This window comes from Limosilactobacillus secaliphilus (assembly GCF_001437055.1).
Lineage (GTDB): Bacteria > Bacillota > Bacilli > Lactobacillales > Lactobacillaceae > Limosilactobacillus > Limosilactobacillus secaliphilus.
The window spans coordinates 209,562-227,621 of record NZ_JQBW01000006.1; the positions used below are offsets into that span (position 1 = coordinate 209,562).

20 protein-coding genes and 1 other annotated feature (1 of these 21 cut by a window edge) are annotated in these 18,060 nt (G+C 47.6%); of the genes, 3 read left to right on the forward strand and 17 right to left on the reverse strand.

Annotated features, from left to right (window positions below):
- Positions 1–27, reverse strand: a sequence feature (ribosomal protein L20 leader region) (it extends 96 nt beyond the left edge of the window).
- A gap of 54 nt (positions 28–81) precedes the next feature.
- The 10 genes from dnaI to IV45_RS03055 form a co-directional block, all read right to left on the reverse strand.
- Positions 82–1,005: a primosomal protein DnaI gene (gene dnaI, locus IV45_RS03010; RefSeq protein ID WP_057740592.1), complete on the reverse strand. Its 924-nt coding sequence runs from the start codon at positions 1,003–1,005 to the stop codon at positions 82–84.
- Complete coding sequence (locus IV45_RS03015; protein WP_057740593.1) at positions 989–2,389, reverse strand: DnaD domain protein; 1,401 nt, start codon at positions 2,387–2,389, stop codon at positions 989–991. The genes dnaI and IV45_RS03015 overlap by 17 nt, the downstream gene beginning before the upstream one ends.
- Entirely contained in the window at positions 2,382–2,861 is a 480-nt protein-coding gene (gene nrdR, locus IV45_RS03020) for a transcriptional regulator NrdR (protein ID WP_057740595.1), read from the reverse strand. Before nrdR ends, IV45_RS03015 begins: the two co-directional genes overlap by 8 nt.
- A 50-nt stretch (positions 2,862–2,911) precedes the next feature.
- Positions 2,912–3,508 carry a dephospho-CoA kinase gene (gene coaE, locus IV45_RS03025; protein WP_057740597.1) on the reverse strand — a complete coding sequence of 199 codons (597 nt, stop codon included), beginning with the start codon at positions 3,506–3,508 and terminating at the stop codon, positions 2,912–2,914.
- Positions 3,505–4,341 carry a DNA-formamidopyrimidine glycosylase gene (gene mutM / locus IV45_RS03030; protein ID WP_057740599.1) on the reverse strand — a complete coding sequence of 279 codons (837 nt, stop codon included), beginning with the start codon at positions 4,339–4,341 and terminating at the stop codon, positions 3,505–3,507. The genes coaE and mutM overlap by 4 nt, the downstream gene beginning before the upstream one ends.
- Before the next feature lie 161 nt (positions 4,342–4,502).
- Positions 4,503–7,163, reverse strand: coding sequence for a DNA polymerase I (gene polA / locus IV45_RS03035; protein WP_057740601.1), 2,661 nt, complete (start codon positions 7,161–7,163; stop codon positions 4,503–4,505).
- Between the two features lie 104 nt (positions 7,164–7,267).
- A complete protein-coding gene (locus IV45_RS03040) occupies positions 7,268–7,978 on the reverse strand; it encodes a Bax inhibitor-1/YccA family protein (protein WP_057740603.1) in 711 nt (236 codons plus the stop codon).
- Between the two features lie 79 nt (positions 7,979–8,057).
- A complete protein-coding gene (gene murC / locus IV45_RS03045) occupies positions 8,058–9,374 on the reverse strand; it encodes a UDP-N-acetylmuramate--L-alanine ligase (protein ID WP_057740604.1) in 1,317 nt (438 codons plus the stop codon).
- A 14-nt stretch (positions 9,375–9,388) separates the two neighbouring features.
- On the reverse strand, positions 9,389–10,027 hold the full coding sequence (ytpR, locus tag IV45_RS03050; RefSeq protein ID WP_057740606.1) for a YtpR family tRNA-binding protein: 639 nt from the start codon (positions 10,025–10,027) through the stop codon (positions 9,389–9,391).
- 132 nt (positions 10,028–10,159) lie between these two features.
- Positions 10,160–10,480 (reverse strand): thioredoxin family protein, encoded by a 321-nt coding sequence (locus tag IV45_RS03055; RefSeq protein WP_057740608.1) that lies wholly within the window; start codon positions 10,478–10,480, stop codon positions 10,160–10,162.
- Between the two features lie 154 nt (positions 10,481–10,634).
- On the opposite strand from IV45_RS03055, the gene IV45_RS03060 reads away from it, so the two are divergent.
- A complete protein-coding gene (locus IV45_RS03060; protein ID WP_057740609.1) occupies positions 10,635–10,964 on the forward strand; it encodes a hypothetical protein in 330 nt (109 codons plus the stop codon).
- A 94-nt stretch (positions 10,965–11,058) separates the two neighbouring features.
- Here the strand turns inward: IV45_RS03060 and IV45_RS03065 are convergent, their stop codons facing one another.
- The 4 genes from IV45_RS03065 to IV45_RS03080 all read right to left on the reverse strand — a co-directional run bounded on the left by IV45_RS03065 (position 11,059) and on the right by IV45_RS03080 (position 14,770).
- On the reverse strand, positions 11,059–11,799 hold the full coding sequence (locus IV45_RS03065) for a transaldolase family protein (protein ID WP_057740612.1): 741 nt from the start codon (positions 11,797–11,799) through the stop codon (positions 11,059–11,061).
- 402 nt (positions 11,800–12,201) lie between these two features.
- Positions 12,202–12,843 carry a tRNA (guanosine(46)-N7)-methyltransferase TrmB gene (gene trmB, locus IV45_RS03070; protein ID WP_057740613.1) on the reverse strand — a complete coding sequence of 214 codons (642 nt, stop codon included), beginning with the start codon at positions 12,841–12,843 and terminating at the stop codon, positions 12,202–12,204.
- A gap of 12 nt (positions 12,844–12,855) precedes the next feature.
- Complete coding sequence (locus IV45_RS03075; protein ID WP_057740615.1) at positions 12,856–14,040, reverse strand: ABC transporter permease; 1,185 nt, start codon at positions 14,038–14,040, stop codon at positions 12,856–12,858.
- Positions 14,033–14,770, reverse strand: a complete 738-nt coding sequence (locus IV45_RS03080; protein ID WP_057740617.1) for an ABC transporter ATP-binding protein — start codon at positions 14,768–14,770, stop codon at positions 14,033–14,035. Before IV45_RS03080 ends, IV45_RS03075 begins: the two co-directional genes overlap by 8 nt.
- A 127-nt stretch (positions 14,771–14,897) precedes the next feature.
- On the opposite strand from IV45_RS03080, the gene IV45_RS03085 reads away from it, so the two are divergent.
- Both IV45_RS03085 and IV45_RS03090 read left to right on the forward strand, forming a co-directional pair.
- Complete coding sequence (locus IV45_RS03085; RefSeq protein WP_057740619.1) at positions 14,898–15,323, forward strand: HIT family protein; 426 nt, start codon at positions 14,898–14,900, stop codon at positions 15,321–15,323.
- 13 nt (positions 15,324–15,336) lie between these two features.
- Complete coding sequence (locus IV45_RS03090; protein WP_057740621.1) at positions 15,337–15,549, forward strand: hypothetical protein; 213 nt, start codon at positions 15,337–15,339, stop codon at positions 15,547–15,549.
- 63 nt (positions 15,550–15,612) lie between these two features.
- On the opposite strand, the gene IV45_RS03095 is transcribed toward IV45_RS03090, so the two are convergent.
- From IV45_RS03095 to IV45_RS03105, 3 genes are all read right to left on the reverse strand, one after another.
- Complete coding sequence (locus tag IV45_RS03095; protein WP_057740623.1) at positions 15,613–16,560, reverse strand: peptidylprolyl isomerase; 948 nt, start codon at positions 16,558–16,560, stop codon at positions 15,613–15,615.
- A 90-nt stretch (positions 16,561–16,650) separates the two neighbouring features.
- The gene (locus IV45_RS03100) at positions 16,651–17,613 is read right to left on the reverse strand and encodes a 3'-5' exoribonuclease YhaM family protein (RefSeq protein ID WP_057740625.1); all 963 of its coding nucleotides are present in this window, start codon (positions 17,611–17,613) and stop codon (positions 16,651–16,653) included.
- A 69-nt stretch (positions 17,614–17,682) separates the two neighbouring features.
- On the reverse strand, positions 17,683–18,036 hold the full coding sequence (locus IV45_RS03105) for a YlbF family regulator (RefSeq protein ID WP_057740627.1): 354 nt from the start codon (positions 18,034–18,036) through the stop codon (positions 17,683–17,685).
- Positions 18,037–18,060: the final 24 nt, after the last annotated feature.

The following is an 18,060-nucleotide window of genomic DNA, read 5'->3' on the forward strand; positions in this document are numbered from 1 at the left end:
GAGAAGCGGGTGCTTCTGCTTTTCTTTCAACATTTATATAGATTACAAGCTTTATCGCTTAATGTCAAGCAAGCAGGCAAATTATTCCTTCACCCGCAAGTTTTTACCAGAAATCACTAATTCTCGTGATAAGAAACGGACTCTTTCCATAATGCGTTGGGCTTTCAGTGGTTCGGAACCACCATTGTTATCTTGTGCCAGGTGGGCCGTCAACTCAGCCATAGTGAAATTAGATGAGAAGAAGGTTGGCAACTCTTCTTGCATCCGGTATTCCAAAATGACCCCCAACACTTCGTCACGCAGCCATGGCGACAAAGTGTCAGCACCGATATCATCCAGCATTAAGACTGGTGCCGACTTGACCTGGTCACGCAACTGGTCAGTCGTATTGCTGCTGATGGCACTCTTCATCTTGACGGCAAAGGTCGGGAAATGGACCAAGGTACTCTTGATCCCACGTTGCGCTAAGGCATTGGCAAGAGCCCCTAAGAGATAGGTCTTGCCGACACCAAATTTCCCAGTCAGGTAATAACCTGGCATGAAGTGAGAACCATCGTACTCCTGACTAAAGGAAACCAGTTTACCAAAGGCAGCGGTCCGACTTGGCGAGCTGTTTTTGCCTTCCAACCAGAAGTCGTGGAAATTAGCCTCACGAATGTTTTTCGGCATGTCCATTGTGGATACCCGATCGTGAAGCTCCTGGGCCGCCTGTTTGGCAAGGTGTTCTTTGGTGGGAACATATGAAACATCAATCTGGTGGGCTGCATAGACCAACTTGGGTGTGTAACCGGGAGCCACACTGATACCACCCTGTTTGATGATGTTCTTCTGGTGAACATATTCATACAGCTTAGATTGGCCCCGCTGGATTGCTTCTTGAGTCAAATCGTCTTGGTGGTCGGCTAAAAACTTTTTGACGTCCGGGTCCTGGAAAACTTCCGCCATCAACTGCTTCAGCTGACTGCCCTGTTGCTGATCCTGCCAAAAATCATTTACTGCTTTCATTGTTCTCACCTCGCTTGCCTGAGTCATGACTTGCCTGTTCACCCTTCTCTAACAGGCGCCGCATAGCAGCAGCCTGTTCGGGACTGGCCTCTTCATTTTGTTCTTTGTATCCTGGTTGAGCCCATTTTGGCAACTGCTCATGAACGGCTTTTTTCTTGTAATAGGTCTTATGTGGCCGCTTCAAGCTTTGCCGGTTCTGCTGGTAATTCTTGGCGGCCTTCAACGCGCTGGAAGCATCCTTCACGCCCTGCTGCAGCCAGTTGTTGGCAATTGCATCCGCAAAGTTGGCGCTCAAGCTAGCATTCCCTCGTTCTCCAATTATATACCAGATCAAAACGTTTACCGCAGCGGGATTGAGGTTGCTGACCAGCCTTTCCACCGTATTCTTCTCGGCTGGACTGATATAACCACTCCCCGTTTGCTGCTTCAACTGGGCTAAGAAGTCAATCGGCCGCATTCGTTCACAAGTCGCAACCAAGGACCGTTCCTGGTCGGACAAATCGTCTGTCGCTTGAGATGGCGCGGTTGACGGGGTCGAATCCGTCTGACTGGGTTCGGATTTTGGCACACTCGAATTGGCCTGTGCCCGGACTAAGTACTTAAACTGTTGTGGATCTAACTTGCCCGAAACCAAGTCAACGGCCCGGGCAATTAGTTTAGCCAGACTCAGTTCGTCTAGCCCGTATACCAGGTGCTCAGTCAAAATCAGCTGTTTGTGTTTTTGCAGCTCTTGCTTCGAAACACCCTGGTCAGCCAGTTGCTGGGCCAGAAAGTGAAAATCAAAGTCATCAGCTGGCAGCTGCTTTTTGTCCACCCGGTGATCAACCAGCTTGGTCAGCGAATCACGCGCGTTTTGGATCAATGGATCATTGATTGTCTGGCTGTTCTGATCCAGCTTAAACACATCGAAAAATGAATGGGTGATGTTTTCATAATTGGAGAGATCCAGTTGATACTGCAAAGCTTGCTGGCTTAACTGTTTAAAGTGCTCGGCACCCACCATTTGCAGGCACAGGACACTCAAGAGATCGTCATGAATGAATTCGGCAGGTGTCAAGGTCCGCTGCAGCTCTAAGAACAGCACATCGTCCTTTGCATCTCGAAAGCTTTTCAGAAGACGCAAACCCTCCAGTTGACTAAGGCCCTCTTTAGCCTGCTGCCAACCGGCGTTAACCTGCAGAAGTAGTGATGATAACGGCTGGGCATTTGTGACTAATGGATTTGGTGTCAGTTGTCCCCTTAATGCCAAAAAAAGCCCCAAAGTGTGGGGACTCATAATGGGTTGGTAGAAATCAATCAGCGTTTGCAGGTTAAACGACGCGAAATCAGGTGCGGCACAAACGACATAATTGGTGTGTGGACTTAATGCAACTTGCTCAGTCATTATGCCCACCTTGCTTCTTATCGTTGCCAATCATCGACTTAATCTCGTTCATAAAGGCGTCCACGTCCTTGAACTGACGGTAAACACTGGCAAAGCGGATGTAGGAAATTTCGTCAACGCCCTTCAGTTCTTTCATCACGTATTTACCAATGAGTTGGCTGGAGACCTCGTTTTCGCCCAAACTGCGAACTTTGTTTTCAACGTGGTCGGTAATCGCCGTCAACTGGTCCATACTGACTGGCCGCTTTTCTGCTGACCGGATCAGACCATTCAAAATCTTCTTACGATCAAATTCCTGGCGGGTCCCGTCTTTCTTAATCACTAAGAGCGGGCTTTCCTCAAAACGTTCAAAAGTGGTAAAACGAAAGCCACAGTGAATGCATTCACGCCGCCGTCTGATGCACATGCCGTCGTCGCTAGGCCGGCTATCCACCACGCGGGAACCATTTTTATGACAATGTGGACAAATCAAAGGAGACCCTCCAGTTCATACATTTTTATCAATACATTATTATACCATAATTAGGCAATTGTTCGTTTAAGCCAAGCCGCTACCTGTTCTCGCGTTTGATCAGGACCCTCATCGTTATTAATAATTATATCGGCTTGTTGGACCTTCTGTTTCAGTGGCCACTGGGCATTGATCCGTTCTTGAGCGGCAGATTGGGTCAGTTGATCGCGCTGCATTAAGCGCTGCAGTTGTGTTTGCGGACTGACATACACCACGACGATCTCGTCACACAAGGACTGGTAGCTTTGTTCAAACAGCAACGGGGCCACCAAAAAGGCCACTTTCGCCCCTTGTTCACGCAACGCGTTTAGGTGACTGATAATCCGTTCACGAATTAATGGCTGCATAATGGCATTCAATCGTCTCAGTTGACCATGATCAGCAAAGACAATCTGGCCCAAACGTTTGCGCGCTAATTGACCATCTGCATCAATCACTGTTTGGCCAAACTCTTCTTCAATCCGTTTTAAGCCGGCGCTGTCTTTAGCAACCACCTCACGGGCAACCACATCGGCGTCGACAATGGGGTATCCCTGCGTTTCTAAATAATGGCTAACCAGGCTTTTGCCCGAGGCGATGCCGCCCGTAATACCGATTATCTTCGTCATTTTTTCTCCACTAACGGCTGGCAATGCGGACAGAAAGTGGTCCCCCGTTCGGCCACCTTAATCTTAACCATCTTGGTCCCGCAGCGTGGGCAACGATCACCAACGTGGCCATAAGCAACCAGCTTTTCCTGGAAGGCCCCGGCGTTACCAAAGGCGTTCGTAAACGTGTGCACCGTCGTCCCCTTGTACTTGGTGGCCACCGCAATTTCGTGAATGATATTCTTGCGCAACGCGGCCGCCTGCTTGTGAGTCAGGGTATTGGCCGGTTGTTCAGGATTGATCTTCGTCTGCCAGAGCACTTCATCGCAGTAAATGTTGCCCAGACCAGCAACGTGGCTCTGGTTCAGCAAAAACGGCTTGATCTTACTGCGGCTCTTGCCCAAAATCCGTTCGAAGTAGTCCAGCTTAAAGTCCCTTTCAGTCGGTTCAGGGCCAATCGTCCGCAAACCGCCATACTCCATCTCCGTGCCGGTCTTCACCAGGTGCATGCGGCCAAACTTACGGGTATCGTGGTAGCAAAGGTCGGTGCCGTCATCAAGATGAAAGACAACGTGCGTATGCTTGTCAATCGGCGACCCGGTCTTCTGATTGAAGTACTTGCCTTCCATCCGCAAGTGAGAAATCATCGTTAGGTCATTGGTAAACCGGAACAGAAGGTATTTTCCCCGCCGATCAATCCGTTTAATGGTTTGGCCAATCAGTGCCTGCCGGAATTCCTCGACATCGTTTTCAATGGTTTTGCCATAATGCACGTCGATTCCGACAATTTTGCGACCAGCAGCAATCTTCATCAAGCCACGCCGCACCGTTTCTACTTCAGGCATTTCAGGCATACACGAACACTCCTTACTTTTTGTTTAAAATCATTGTAAATTAATTCTTAAAAAAAGCAAAACGACTAGCTTTTCCATGATCCCGTCTTTTTAAACAACTGAGTGTTAAGCAACAAAGGCGTCAACGTTCACTAACGCTGACGCCCTTTGTATTGTCACTGTTACTTCAAATCGTACCAGGTGTCCCCAACTTTGCTGTCAACTTTGAGTGGCACCTCCAGCTTAACTGCCGAGTCCATGATATGCGGCACCAGCTTCTCCAGGACTGGGATTTCCTCAGCTGGTGCTTCAAAGATCAATTCGTCATGGATTTGCAACAGCATCTTGGCCTGCAGGTGATGGGTCCGCAAAGCCTCATCCATGTTGATCATGGCAATCTTAATGATATCGGCCGCACTACCTTGAATTGGCGTATTCATTGCCGTCCGTTCCGCAAATGACCGCCGGCTGAAGTTCTTTGAATGGATATCCGGCAGGTAACGACGACGGTGCGTCAGTGTCTCAACGTAACCCTTCTTCCGGGCCACTTCCACAATATCGTGAACGTACTTCTTGACGCCTGGGAATTCCTTGAAGTAGCTCTGAATGAAGGCATGTGCTTGCTTCCGCGTGACGTGAATGTTTTGTGACAGACCGTAATCGCTGATGCCATAAACGATTCCAAAGTTAACCGCCTTGGCTTGGCGCCGCATGTTTGGCGTCACCTTTTCATCTGGCAACAGCTTAAAGATTCGCCGGGCCGTGCTGGCGTGAATATCTTTTCCGTCAATGAAGTCTTGCTGCAGGTTATGGTCATGGGTCACATGGGCCAGCACCCGCAGTTCAATCTGTGAGTAGTCGGAGGAGAAGATCTGCCAACCCGGATGACTCGGTACAAACGCCTGCCGGATCCGCTTGCCTTCCTCGAGACGGACAGGGATGTTCTGCAGGTTAGGATCGACTGATGACAACCGTCCCGTCTGTGTTAACGTCTGCAAGTAACGAGTGTGGATCTTCTGGTCGCTAGAGTGAATCACCTTCAGCAAGCCGGTAATGTAGGTTGATTGGATCTTGGCGATTTGCCGGTAATTCAAAATATCGTCAATGATTGGGGATTGCCCTTGCAGCTTTTGCAAGACCTCCACAGAAGTTGAATAGCCCGTCTTTGTCTTCTTGATGACTGGCAACTTCAGCTTCTCAAACAGGATGGTTCCCAGTTGCTTCGTGGAGTTGATATTGAACTCTTCACCGGCCTCGTTGTAAATCTGCTGCTCCAATTCGGCCAAGCGTTCCTTCAACTTGCTGCCCATATTCTTCAAGGTATCGGCGTTCACCCGTACTCCGGCAATTTCCATCTTTGCCAGAACCGTTGACAGCGGACGTTCAATATCCACGTACAGCGGCAGTTGCTCATTATCCTCCAGTTGCTTCTTCAACGGATCCTGCAGATTCCAGATGGCCCGGGCTTTCTGAACTAGGTGGTTCAAGAAGACGTGATCATCTTTTGGCAATTCACGTTTCTTGCCCTTGCCGTAGACATCTTCATCCGGCTGGACAGCATGATAGTCGTGCTCCGCTGCCACTTGGCCCAAGTCATTGCTGTTATCGAATGTATTCAAGAGGTAAGAGGCCAATAGCAGGTCAAAATTCAGGCCCTTAAAGTCGACTCCCATCCGGTGCAGGCCGACGTATTGTGCCTTGCCGTCGAAGGTATCCTTCTTGATTTTCGGATCACTTAAGATGTCCTTTAACGGTTGCTGCTTTAGTAACTCGGCATCGCGGCTGGCCCACCACTGCTTGCCGTTACCAATTGCAAAACCGGCAAACGGTGATAAGTGGTAGTTGGCTTCCGGCATTTCCAAATAGAAGGCCAGTTCTTGACCACTGTTTTTCAGGTCGTCTAAGTTGGCGGCCGTCAAAGTGGTGAACTCGACATCCTTCTCCTTGCCACCGTCAGCTTCATCAGGGGCGAGGTTCATCTTGGACAAAAAGGACTTGAAGTTCAATTGGGTATACAGGTCCACCAGTTTTTCTTCCTGGGGTCCTTTGTAGGTCAATTGGTCCAGCTTCACACTAACTGGAGCATCCCGCCGAATACGGGCTAAGTCCTGGCACTTGCGCGCAATCGCTTCTTCGTTGATCAAATTTTCCTTGCGCTTGCTGGCCTTCATCTGGTCAATCTGTTCATACATTTGGTCCAGTGACCCATATTCTTGGATGAGTTTTAAGGCCGTCTTTTCCCCGATCTTCGTGACACCAGGATAGTTATCAGAACTATCACCCATCAGTGCCTTGACATCAATAAATTGGGTCGGAGTTACACCCAGTTTTTCCTGCATATGAGCTGGGGTAAAATGCTCAGTCTGGGTAACTCCCTTCTTGGTGACAGCAACGGTTGTATGGTCGGTGGCCAGCTGAGTCAAGTCCCGATCTCCAGTGACAACCAGGGTTTCGTAACCGGCGTCATCCGCCATCTTAGCCACTGTCCCAATGATGTCATCCGCTTCATAGTTCTTGAGTTCATAGCTGTGCATCCCGCAATCAGCCACCAATTGACGCACATAAGGGAGCTGTTCGGTCAATTCACTCGGCGTTTTGGCCCGGCCACCCTTATAATCGGCGTACTTCTTGGTCCGAAAAGTGACTTTCCCCGCATCGAAGGCTACCAAAGCGGCGTCCGGCGTGAACTTGTCCAGCACGTGATCCAGCATCAACTTAAAGCCATAAATCGCTGCCGTATGCAGGCCGTCCTGGTTCGTAAAACGGTCGATCTGGTTGTGCATCGCAAAGAAGGCCCGGAATACGATGCTGTTGCCATCAATTAATAATAATTTTTTTGCCATGAAACTTACCTCTCTCTTTCACCTTCCTATTGTAACAAAAAGGGCGTGCAAGCAAAGCCGGAAATGACTCTGTGCATGCCCAAATTTAATCTAATAATGATCAACTAGTTACGGTCGCTCATTCCGAAAATTTGTAAGAATGAGATGAAGAGGTTGATGAAGTCTAGGTACAGCTGTAAGGCACCTAAAATTGCCAAACCGCCGACCGACATCTCACTGCCGTAGTTAACGTAAATGGCCTTCATCTTTTGTGCATCCCAAGCGGTCAGAACAGTGAAGATGATGACCGCGATGAATGAGAAGACGTAGGTGATGGCTGCGGAACGCAAGAACATGTTGATGATGTAAGCAATCATCAAAGCGATCAGTGCCGCAAAGGCGTGACTGCCAGCCCGACTCAAATCGCGCTTGGTGAACGTCCCCATCAAAGTCATCGTGATGAAGACTGCTGAAGATGACAGGAAGGCAGCCGCAATGTTAGCAGCCGTGTAAGCCATTGAAATCAATGAGAATTCGAAGCCGTAAATGACGGCGACGACCATCAACATCAAAAAGCTACCGGCTGGGTTCCGAGTGGCACTGAAGCTGATTCCCATTGACAAAGCGATTGGCAATAAGAGAATCAGCCAGACCATCCCAGGGTGAGCACTGACAAAGGCCATCGAAGCGGCGCGGAAAGGCACCATTGTTAAGTAAGCCACGAAGGCCGAAACCAACACTGACAAGGACATGTAGCCGTACATGCGTCCTAAGAATGCATTCAGGCCAGCCCCAGCGTTGACTTCGCGCCGTGGTTCTCTGGAGTAATTATCCAAATTAAAGACCTCCTATTAATTTGACTAATCTTGACGTTTATTAATGAGTATGCTAGCAAATGACCGGGTCAACTGCAAATTATTTATCTTGATCCTTCATCAATTGCGCAAAACGTTCCTCATACTTTTGGATATCACCGGCGCCCATGAAGACCAGCACCTGTGAATGATACTGGCACAGGTCTGCCACGTGATCCATTGTTAATTCAACACTGCCAGGGATAAGGGCTTTTAAGTCGTCATCAGAGACGTGACCGCTGTGTTCCCGGATTGAACCGAAAATTGGCAGGATGTAAGTCTTGTCGGTCTTGGACAGTGCCTTACCAAATTCTGGCAGGTAAGCCTGCAGCCGTGAATAAGTGTGTGGCTGGAAAACCGCGATAATCTGCTTGTCAGGGAACTTTTGCCGAGCCGCATCAATCGTCGCTTTGATTTCGGACGGGTGGTGCGCGTAATCGTCAACAACCGTGATATCCCCAACCTGCTTGACACTGAAGCGCCGTTTAACGCCCTTGAAGTTGGCCAACTCTTTTTTAATTTGATCCAGGTCAACGTGTTCCATGTAAGCAGCCGCAATCACCGCCAAACTGTTTAAGATGCTGTGTTCGCCGTATAGCTGAATGCTGAACCGTCCCAACTTCTGATCGCGGAAGTAGGCATCATAGGAAGAACCCTGGGCGTTGCGGACAATATTAGTCGCCCGAAAATCGTCGTTCTCACTGGTCCCGTAGTAGTAAATCGGCACGTCAACCTGCAATTTACGTAGGTTTTCGTCGTCGCCATAGGCAAAAATTCCCTTCTTCACCTGCCGGCCAAACTGTTCAAATGACGACCGGACATCATCAATATCCTTAAAGAAGTCCGGGTGATCAAAATCGATGTTGGTCATGATGGCATAGTCGGGATGGTAAGCGAGGAAGTGGTTGCGGTACTCGTCGGCTTCAAAGACAAAGAAGCGTGAATCACTTTCACCCACGCCGACACCATCACCAATCAGGTAGCTGGTCGGCACAACATTGGCAAAGACATGGGCTAGCAAGCCAGTCGTACTCGTCTTTCCATGGGCACCGGCGATACCGATTGAGATGTTGTTATTAACCACTTGTTCGACAGTTTGCGGGTAAGTTTGCACGGTCAGGCCCATCTCTTTTGCCCGCACGACTTCAGGATGGTCATCAGGAAATGCGTTCCCCTTAACCACGATCATTCCTGGCTTCAGATTGTCAGGGTTGAATGACAAAACCGGGATTCCCGCTGCGACAAGCGGCTTCTGGGTGAAAGTCTCTTTATCAATATCGGAGCCGGACACGTTGTTGCCTAAGCCCTTCAAGACGCGGGCCAAAGCAGCCATCCCTGTACCTTTGATCCCTACAAAATAATAGTTATGCACAGTCATGATGAATGCCTCTCTTAAGCGAACAATTGATTGCCGCGCTTAAAGTCAAACGCAGCCCCATTTTCAGCAAAGTCATCGTCCAAAATCAGGCAACCTGGCTTCTGGGGTGCATTCTTCAATGCTAATTCACGGGCCGCACAAATCATGCCGTCACTTTCAACTCCCAGCAGCTTGCCGGGCCAAATAATCTTGCCATCTGGCATCATTGTCCCAACGTTGGCAACGACAACCTTGATGTGGTTACGCAAGTTAACGGAGCCGCAGACAATTTGCTGAGTGTGGTCGCCAAGGTTGACTTTGGTGATGTGCAGGTGGTCAGACTTCGGGTGATCGCTGACCTCTTCCACATAACCTACTTGGAAGTGCGGCGTTGGATCAAAAGTCAGGCGCTGGTCCATCCCTGCTGCCTGGGCCGCCTGATTCAGTTGATCAACTTCTTCCTTAGTTAGGTTGACTTGACCATTTTCATCCTTCAAACGTGGCAAGATCTGGCTGGCATTCAAGAAATTGTAGCCTAACAAATGGCCGGATTTCTTGTCTGTCACGGCCACCACGTCACCCTTTTGACTGACGGTTTGTGCCGCCGTATCTGGTGCCGTTAATACCACTAAGATGTCTCCCATTACTTTCGGATTGTAACTTGCAATCAGCATTCTTATCTCTCCATCTCTTTCGTGTTTTTGCCATTTCTGGCACAGTCGCAATTATTGTACCATAACGGCCTGTTGATATCTGCAGACACTACTGAAATAAAAAAGCTGGAGAATCCTCCAGCCATCGTTTGTCTATAATGCTTGACTCAAGAAGTTCTCAACCTCTTCTTTGGTCTTGCGCTTCTTGTTTACCAGCCGTGCCACTTCTTTGCCATCCTGGATTACCACAAAACTTGGAATTCCCATAATGCCAAAATCGGCAGCCAGTTCAATGTTATCGTCACGGTTGATGGTGATGAACTTGGCTTGGGAGAAATCTTGTTCAATTTCTGGCATTGCCGGCTTAATGAAGTTACAGTCAGGGCACCAATCAGCGGTAAAGAATAAGACGTAGGTTCCCTGCTTGAACTTCTGGTTAAACTCGTTCATGTCCATATGAGCTAAAGTTTCCATCGCAAATCCCCCTTTGTTTTGTCCTCAATTTACCACAGTCATAATTGTCGGCACAACTATGCTGCCTTACAAGAAGATAGATAATTTGCGAATAATGTCAAATATGATAAGCTTAAGCTATTATGCCGCTAATAAAGCAAGGTGAATCAACTATATGAACAACAGCAAAAGTATCGCTAATCCTTTAGTTATTTCAATGATCTTGGGGATGTCTGGCTTCGTCGGCTGGATGGCTGGTAAATTCGCTGGCAACCGCCAACAAAGTGCCAACGCCATCTTGCGACTGGTCATTAACGACTTCAAACGTGAAGGATCGGTTGTCGGCAGTTGGATTGATCATACACCGCGACCGTTCCAGCGTTTTGCGGTTCACACCCAAGCATATCGGGGTGGGATCCAACGTGTTGAAGACGGTAAAGTTGTTAATTACCGCTTCATTGCTGATGCCTATACAGGATCCATTCTTGATATGCAAAGACATTAAAGCATTTTAAATGATAAATACCCCCTTAGCACTTCTCAGTACTAAGGGGGTATTTGTATGCGTTGAATAATTTAAGTGGAGTGTTTGATAAGGATTAAACAGTCATTGCTTCTTTTTCATCCAGAATGCTGAAGCCTAATGACTTGATGTCGTTATCAAAGCCCTTGACCGTGTCTAAGGCAACGTCAGCGGGAGTGAAGCTGCGACGTGCATTGTACTTGGCCAAAATCTTTGGCGGAACAGTGATGATGTCGATACCAGCCTTTTCAGCTTGGTAGATGTTGTAAACTTCACGGGTAGCTGCCCATAAGGTTTCAACGTTTGGATAATCGGCACACAGTTCAACACTGCGATCAACGAAGTTTTGTGGATCGCGGCCAGTGTCAGCAACCCGCCCAACAAAGAGGGAGATGATTGCTGGAGTCGTTGAGTTCAATGCAGCCAGTGCAGCTTCAACTTGGTAGTCAGTGGTGATGGCAGTGACGTTAACCTTAACGCCGCTGTTGGACAGGTCACTGATTAATTTAGTGTTGTAATTACCATTCAAGTTTAAGATTGGAATCTTAACGTAAACGTTCTTGCTCAGTGCAGATAACGTCAAAGCTTCCTTCTTCATTGTTTCAGGATCTTGGCTAAAGACTTCGAATGAAATGCAGTAGTCAGGGAATTCAGAAACAACTTCATGTGCAAATTTCAGGTAGTTAGTAATGCCTGCACGCTTCATCAGTGATGGATTAGTTGTGAACCCAGTCAGATAATCGTTCTTTGCCATTTCACGCATAGCATTGATTTCAGCTCCGTCAGAGTAAACTTTGACTGAAAATTCGTTCTTCATTTTATAGGTTCCTTTCACAAATAAAAACTATACCAATTGCGGTATTAATCATCTATGTGTCATATACTGACACTAACTAACCCAATCGTCAACCCCAATTGAGCAAATTAATTTTTCTCAAAATGATAAACGTATGTCATTAATAATCTTAAATTAACGGCAATCCAGTTATTATAAAAGCTTGTTTGTGATTTGATAATCGTTTACAAAAAGCGGTAAAAATAAAATTAATCTTTTTTCGAAATTCCCGTCAAAGCCACCTATACCAATTTATAATTTTGGTCTATTTTTAATAAAATTGAACAAGCCAAACCAATTCTCTAATTATTAATTTTGCTTGTGAAAAAGAAAGCCAGTGTCTGCAATCATGCAAACACTGGCCTTCATTCCAAGTGGTTATGTTCAATTAAAATGGGCTGTTAATTTATAAATTGGTTGCCCCAACTCACTAAATTTGTGTTCATATTCGGTTTCAACATTCTGCTTAGCCTCGTCACTGTGGTGGAGGTCCAGCCATACGCCGTCAAATTGCATGCCGAAGTTGTTCATGCTGACCAACGAAAATTCAAAGAAGCCCATATTGTCAGTCTTCAATTCAATGGCACCATGCGCTTTTAAGATCGTTTGATAGCCGCTTAAGAAGGTGTGGTAGGTTAAACGCCGCTTGGCATGGCGCTTCTTCGGCCAAGGATCAGAGAAATTCAGATACATGCGGTCAATTGAGTGGGGCGCAAAAAAGTCCGTTAAGTCCGCGCCGTCAGCACAAACCAGCTGCAAGTTCGGCAACTTTTCTGGCAAAGCCTTCTTTAAGGCAATGGCTGCCACCGTGTGCTCCACTTCCAGCCCGATGAAGTTAATCTCCGGGTGGGCTTTGGCCATGCCAATGATAAACTGACCCTTGCCCATGCCGACTTCAAGCTGCAGCGGCTGTTCTTTTTCAAATCGTTTATTCCATTCACCCTTGAGCTGAGCCGGGTCCATGACCATCATTTCTGGATGATCATGCATCAATGGTTCCGCCCATTTTTTATGTTTAACTCTCATATCAACGCTCCATTACAATTTTTTGATTCGGTAATTTAGGTAATAGTGCACCAGCACATATGCTTCGGCCAATGTCAACACCAGGTTCAAAAGCATAGTCAACCAGTGCAAATGCAACCCTAACGAGGCCACAGAAATCAAGACGGCGACAATGACCATCAATTTCTGGCTGATCTGACGAAATGCCTGCACTTTGCTTCCCTGAGCAATGGGATAGATGTGGGTAAAGGCAATCTGGTCGAACTGGTCATAGAACGGTACCAGTTGGACAAAAATCAGGTAAACCATCAGAATGGCTAGCACAGTATTCAGCCAAGCAACGGGAATGAAGAAAGCAATCAGCATGCCCAAGAAGGTCAGGCGCATGATCAGGCCACTGACTTCGGTATTTCTGACGAGGCCGCGGCTAAACAGGTAAGCCCATGGATCGCGGCCACCCAGCCAATTCACCAGTCCATCCGCAAACTTGCGCCGCCGCACTTGTCCTTGCACACTTGGCACATCCGTAAACAGGTTGAAGAAGCGATAAACACCCGTCATCCGGTCACTTTCCAGTGCAACCGTCGCCCGCCAGTTGACCCGCTTACCACGTGTATTGACATACTGGAAGATTGCATCCGCTAGTGCCACCACTGCCCCCAGCAATGGGTTAACAAACCAGCAAATGATCCAAGCCACTGCCGGAATAACCCAGCTCATCCAAGTTAAGCGTTGTTGGGCAACAAAGAGCATCCGTTGCGAATAGATCAGGAGGTTGGCCGTTTTCAAACAAATGGTACTCAACCCGATGGCCACGATGTCCAACGTTGAGAGGTGCATGATCACCATCGCTAATGGCAAGGCAATCAATACACCGGCTAAACTCATGATGATCGCTAACACCCAACTGTAGGCATAGGCAGACCGGAAATAATCCTGCATGCTGTCGGACTGGGGCAATAAGAAGACGGGGTCAGCCTTTTGAATCAAGCTGGCAACCCGCCCCAATTGCACGAACAGGGTCAAGAAGAGAACTAAGACCCACTTAGGCCACCACATTGCCGGTGTCACACTCGGCAAAGCCTGCGAATAGCTATAGGCCAAAGCGCCCAGAATAAAGAACAGGGCGATCACAAAATGGTCGTTAAACACTAAGCGCCAGTACTTTAACAGCAAGAGAAAATGGCGCTGACGCCGCTTTTCAAATAACTTATTCATGCTGGTCACCCTTAGCAAGCTGCAGGTAGATATCACTCAAAGAAGCATTTGGCTGGCCACTTTGGGCTTGTAATTCTTGCAATGTGCCCGACACCTTGACCTGACCCTCGTTGAGCAAGACAAAGCGATCACAGTAACGCTGGGCAGTATCCAGGACGTGGGTCGACATTAAAATGCCCACTCCCTGCTTCTTCTTTTCGTCAATCAATTGCAAGAGGTCATGGACGGCCAGCGGGTCCAAGCCGTAGAATGGTTCATCAACGAACAGCATTTTTGCATCTGTCATGAACGCACAGACAATCATGACCTTCTGCCGCATCCCCTTGGAAAAGTCAGCGGGGAACCAATCCAGTTTGTTGTCGAGGCGGAAGGTCTTTAACAGCTTTTGGGCACGTTGCCAGGCCGTCTCGTTGTCCAAACCATAGGCATTGATGGTCAGCTGCAAGTGCTCTCTTAACGTCAATTCATCGTACAAAATTGGCGTTTCAGGCACATAGGCGATCTGTTGCTTGTAGGCCGACGGATCAGTCTGTAAATTAACACCATTCAGCTTAATTTCGCCCGCAAATGGCTTCAGCAAACCGATCAGGTGGTTGATGGTGGTCGATTTACCGGCACCATTGAGGCCGATCAGCCCCACCAATTCACCGGGTTCCACTTTAAAGCTCACCTTATGTAAGACCGGAATTTTAGAATAGCCGCCAACTAAATCAGAAACTTCAAGTGACATAGTGTGCTCCCTTCTTTTTATCCTGCTAATTATATCACAGGGCCCCTCGGCAATTTGCTGAATGGCCGGACAATTTAAACTTGCGGTATAATGAATTTACACGATTCTAGAGAAATGAGGCGATTCCATGAACGATTGCATTTTTTGTAAGATTATCAACGGTGATATCCCGAGTTACACGGTTTATGAAGACGATGTGGTGAAGGCCTTTCTGGACATCTCACAGGTTACCCCAGGTCATACCCTGATGGTGCCAAAGAAGCATGTGCAAGATATCTTTGCTTATGACGACGAACTGGCACAGGCAGTCTTTGCACGTCTGCCAAAGGTGGCCCGCGCCATCAAGGCTTCCAACCCGAACATCAAGGGAATGAACATTTTAAACAACAATGGCAAGGTGGCCTACCAATCCGTCTTCCATTCTCACATCCACTTGATTCCTCGTTACAGTGCAGATGATGGCTTCGGAATGAAGTTCACCGACCACTCCAAAGAAATGACCCCTGACAAGTACAAGGAAATTCAGCAGTCAATCATCGATCAATTCAAGTAATTGGAGCGATTTTATGTTTGAAAAAACTAAGAGTGTCTGGAAGGCCGGCAAACGGGTTCAAGCTGAGGTTAACAACCTGCAAGCTAACCTAAAAAAGCTGGCCGCATCACAGGATAACCTAACCGCTTTTCAACACGATGTGCAACGAGCAGTGGATCGCTGGCAATTCAAGGCCCAGCCCCGCTTAGACAAAATCAACGAGCTGCTCAAACATCTCAATCAATGATTACAAAAAGGAGTGCGACTAAGAAGTCGCACTCCTTTTTTCTATTTGCTTTTAGCGAAGTGATTACTTCGAACTGCCGGAGTTGGCATTGCTTGTGCCAATTGAACCGTTGTTGTTGGAAGAGCCAGGATTCAGGTAGCCATCCAGGATGTTCTTCAAGTCCTTATCCTTAATGGAGACATTTCCCTTCTTCAGGACCTTTGAAACCACCTTGGCCATGAATGACTGCTTGTTCATGTTTTCTTCGACGATTTGCGTCTTCAAGTCATCAATGTGGGCACTCTTAGCTCCCTTGGCTGGGTGCTTAACCATGTAGATGACCTGGTAACCATTGTCGGTCTTAACTGGATCCTTCGTGTATTCACCAGTCTTAAGCTTGAAGGCCGCCTTCTTGTAGGCCGAGTCAACAGATGAGCTGGTGTTATCAAAGGCTGGCACTACCCCACCGGCAGACTTGTTTGAGCTGTCGGTAGACTTGGACTTAGCCAGTTTCTTGAATTCCTTGAACTTGTCGCCCTTGGCATTATCCAACTGGCTGATGATGTTTTGAGCATCTTCCTTGGAACCAACCAAGATTTCGGCAGTCTGCACTTTAGGCTCAAAGTTCTTCCATTGCTTGTTAATGGCATCGTTGGAGAAGGTTGAGTAATGACGGACGGCCGCTTCAAGCAGGAGTCGGGACCGAATCTGGTTCTTGAAGGTCTTAGTCGTCAGACCTTGCTGCTGCAGCACTGCACTAAATTCAGAACCGTACTGGGACTTGTATGAATTAAATTCCTTGTTAACTTGGGCATCAGATACCTGCTTACCGTATTGCTTTTGCAGGACCTTATCCAAGATCATCTGCTGCAGAACAGCCTTCCCTTGTGAGGTCTGCTTCATACTACTGTAGTATTCGCTTTCGGTAATCTTACCACCACTGGTCGTTGCAACGGCTTTGTTGCCACAAGCAGCTAACGGCAGCATCACAGCAACGCCGGCAATGATTGCCAGTAATTTCTTTGATTTCAAACTATTTCACATCCTTCTAGATTGTTACCCATCTAATATACCACAAGCAGATTAGACGGCTAATTGCTTTCGAAAATGTTTATTATTTCTTCACTCATTCTTCTTATTTTCTTCGGGCCGGTAGAATGAACGGTTGTCTAGCGCAAAGATCCGGTCGGTAAAGTCACCAGGGGCAGTTTTGGCCAATGCTGAATCCATCATCATAATGCTAGCGTCCAATTCGTCTAGATGGTGCAAGATCTCAGCCTCCATCAGTTCTGGACGCACCGGTGACCCATACTCTTGTAAACCATGGTGGGACAAAACCATGTGCCGCAATAAAACGACCTGCATGTCATCTTGGTCCAATCCCAACTCATCACAGGCGGCACAAATTTCGCCGTCAATCAGTGAGATATGGCCAATCAGTTTACCAGTAACGGTGTATTGAGTTGCAACCGCCCCGGACAATTCGACTGTCTTACCCAAGTCATGCAACAGTGCTCCAGCATATAACAAGCCTTTGTTGATGTCCGGATACAAACCGCACACCGCTTTGGCCAGCCTCAAGATCGATAAAGTATGGAAGGATAAACCACCCGCATAGGCATGGTGGTTACTCTTAGCCGCTGGCGACTTGAAGAAATCCTCGCCATGTTGCTTTAACAGGTAGAAGACGATTTTGCGCCAGGTGGGGTTGGTGATGGCTGCCACGAACGGCCGCAGATCATCCTTGATCTTATCCTCGCTCTCGGGCGCACGAGCAACATAATCTTCTGGGGCATTCGGTTCATTGACCGTTGCCAAGCGCACGTCGTCGATATTTAATTGTGGCTTCCCCTGATAAGCAGACCGGGTGCCTTCGACATAAACGACCACACCAGGCTTCAACGTTTCTTCTTGTTTCTCATCCACATCCCAAAAATTGCCGGCCAAATCTCCAGAACGGTCACTGAAGGTTAATGCCAGGTAGTCGTCGCCCTTACGTGTCTTTCGAATTTGCGCATCCTTGATCAGGGCAAAGACTTTGACCTGGTCACCATCCTGGAAGTCTGCTAATTGTTTATCAACCATATTTCGACCCTTTCCACGAAAAAAATGGGACAAGGCATTCACCTTCGTCCCATTCACGTCAGCAATTGATTATTGCAGTGCTTGTTTGTACAAGTCCTGGATTGGCTTCGTAATCGTGTCGTTCAGCTGTTGCAGCATGTTGTCCACTTGCTTTTCTTTGTCCATCAAAGCACGCACAGCATCTTTTTGGGAAACCTGTTTAGCCAGGTCCTGAACGTTCTTGATTTCATCGTCACTCAGCTTTTCGCCCTTCATCTGCTTTTGTTGAGCTTGTGCCTGTGACTGTTGGAACTTCTTGAATAAGTCAAAGGTTGCTTGATCAGCCTTCAAAGCATCGAAAGCCTGCTTCAAAGCTTGAAATTCTTGCGTTTGACTCATCTGTTGTTCCAATTCATTAGCTGTGTCGTAAATATTTACCACCATGTGATAATCCTCCTAAATATTGCT

What these genes read in the sequence shown, in the direction of transcription:
- mutM (WP_057740599.1), bottom strand. Translation starts at nt 4,341, where the DNA reads ATGCCTGAAATGCCTGAAGTAGAAACGGTGCGGCGTGGCTTGATGAAG.
- trmB (WP_057740613.1), bottom strand. Translation starts at nt 12,843, where the DNA reads ATGAGAGTTAAACATAAAAAATGGGCGGAACCATTGATGCATGATCAT.
- IV45_RS03060 (WP_057740609.1), top strand. Translation starts at nt 10,635, where the DNA reads ATGAACAACAGCAAAAGTATCGCTAATCCTTTAGTTATTTCAATGATC.
- ytpR (WP_057740606.1), bottom strand. Translation starts at nt 10,027, where the DNA reads ATGCTGATTGCAAGTTACAATCCGAAAGTAATGGGAGACATCTTAGTG.
- murC (WP_057740604.1), bottom strand. Translation starts at nt 9,374, where the DNA reads ATGACTGTGCATAACTATTATTTTGTAGGGATCAAAGGTACAGGGATG.
- IV45_RS03055 (WP_057740608.1), bottom strand. Translation starts at nt 10,480, where the DNA reads ATGGAAACTTTAGCTCATATGGACATGAACGAGTTTAACCAGAAGTTC.
- IV45_RS03075 (WP_057740615.1), bottom strand. Translation starts at nt 14,040, where the DNA reads ATGAATAAGTTATTTGAAAAGCGGCGTCAGCGCCATTTTCTCTTGCTG.
- coaE (WP_057740597.1), bottom strand. Translation starts at nt 3,508, where the DNA reads ATGACGAAGATAATCGGTATTACGGGCGGCATCGCCTCGGGCAAAAGC.
- IV45_RS03090 (WP_057740621.1), top strand. Translation starts at nt 15,337, where the DNA reads ATGTTTGAAAAAACTAAGAGTGTCTGGAAGGCCGGCAAACGGGTTCAA.
- IV45_RS03105 (WP_057740627.1), bottom strand. Translation starts at nt 18,036, where the DNA reads ATGGTGGTAAATATTTACGACACAGCTAATGAATTGGAACAACAGATG.
- IV45_RS03015 (WP_057740593.1), bottom strand. Translation starts at nt 2,389, where the DNA reads ATGACTGAGCAAGTTGCATTAAGTCCACACACCAATTATGTCGTTTGT.
- polA (WP_057740601.1), bottom strand. Translation starts at nt 7,163, where the DNA reads ATGGCAAAAAAATTATTATTAATTGATGGCAACAGCATCGTATTCCGG.
- IV45_RS03100 (WP_057740625.1), bottom strand. Translation starts at nt 17,613, where the DNA reads ATGGTTGATAAACAATTAGCAGACTTCCAGGATGGTGACCAGGTCAAA.
- IV45_RS03085 (WP_057740619.1), top strand. Translation starts at nt 14,898, where the DNA reads ATGAACGATTGCATTTTTTGTAAGATTATCAACGGTGATATCCCGAGT.
- dnaI (WP_057740592.1), bottom strand. Translation starts at nt 1,005, where the DNA reads ATGAAAGCAGTAAATGATTTTTGGCAGGATCAGCAACAGGGCAGTCAG.
- IV45_RS03080 (WP_057740617.1), bottom strand. Translation starts at nt 14,770, where the DNA reads ATGTCACTTGAAGTTTCTGATTTAGTTGGCGGCTATTCTAAAATTCCG.
- IV45_RS03065 (WP_057740612.1), bottom strand. Translation starts at nt 11,799, where the DNA reads ATGAAGAACGAATTTTCAGTCAAAGTTTACTCTGACGGAGCTGAAATC.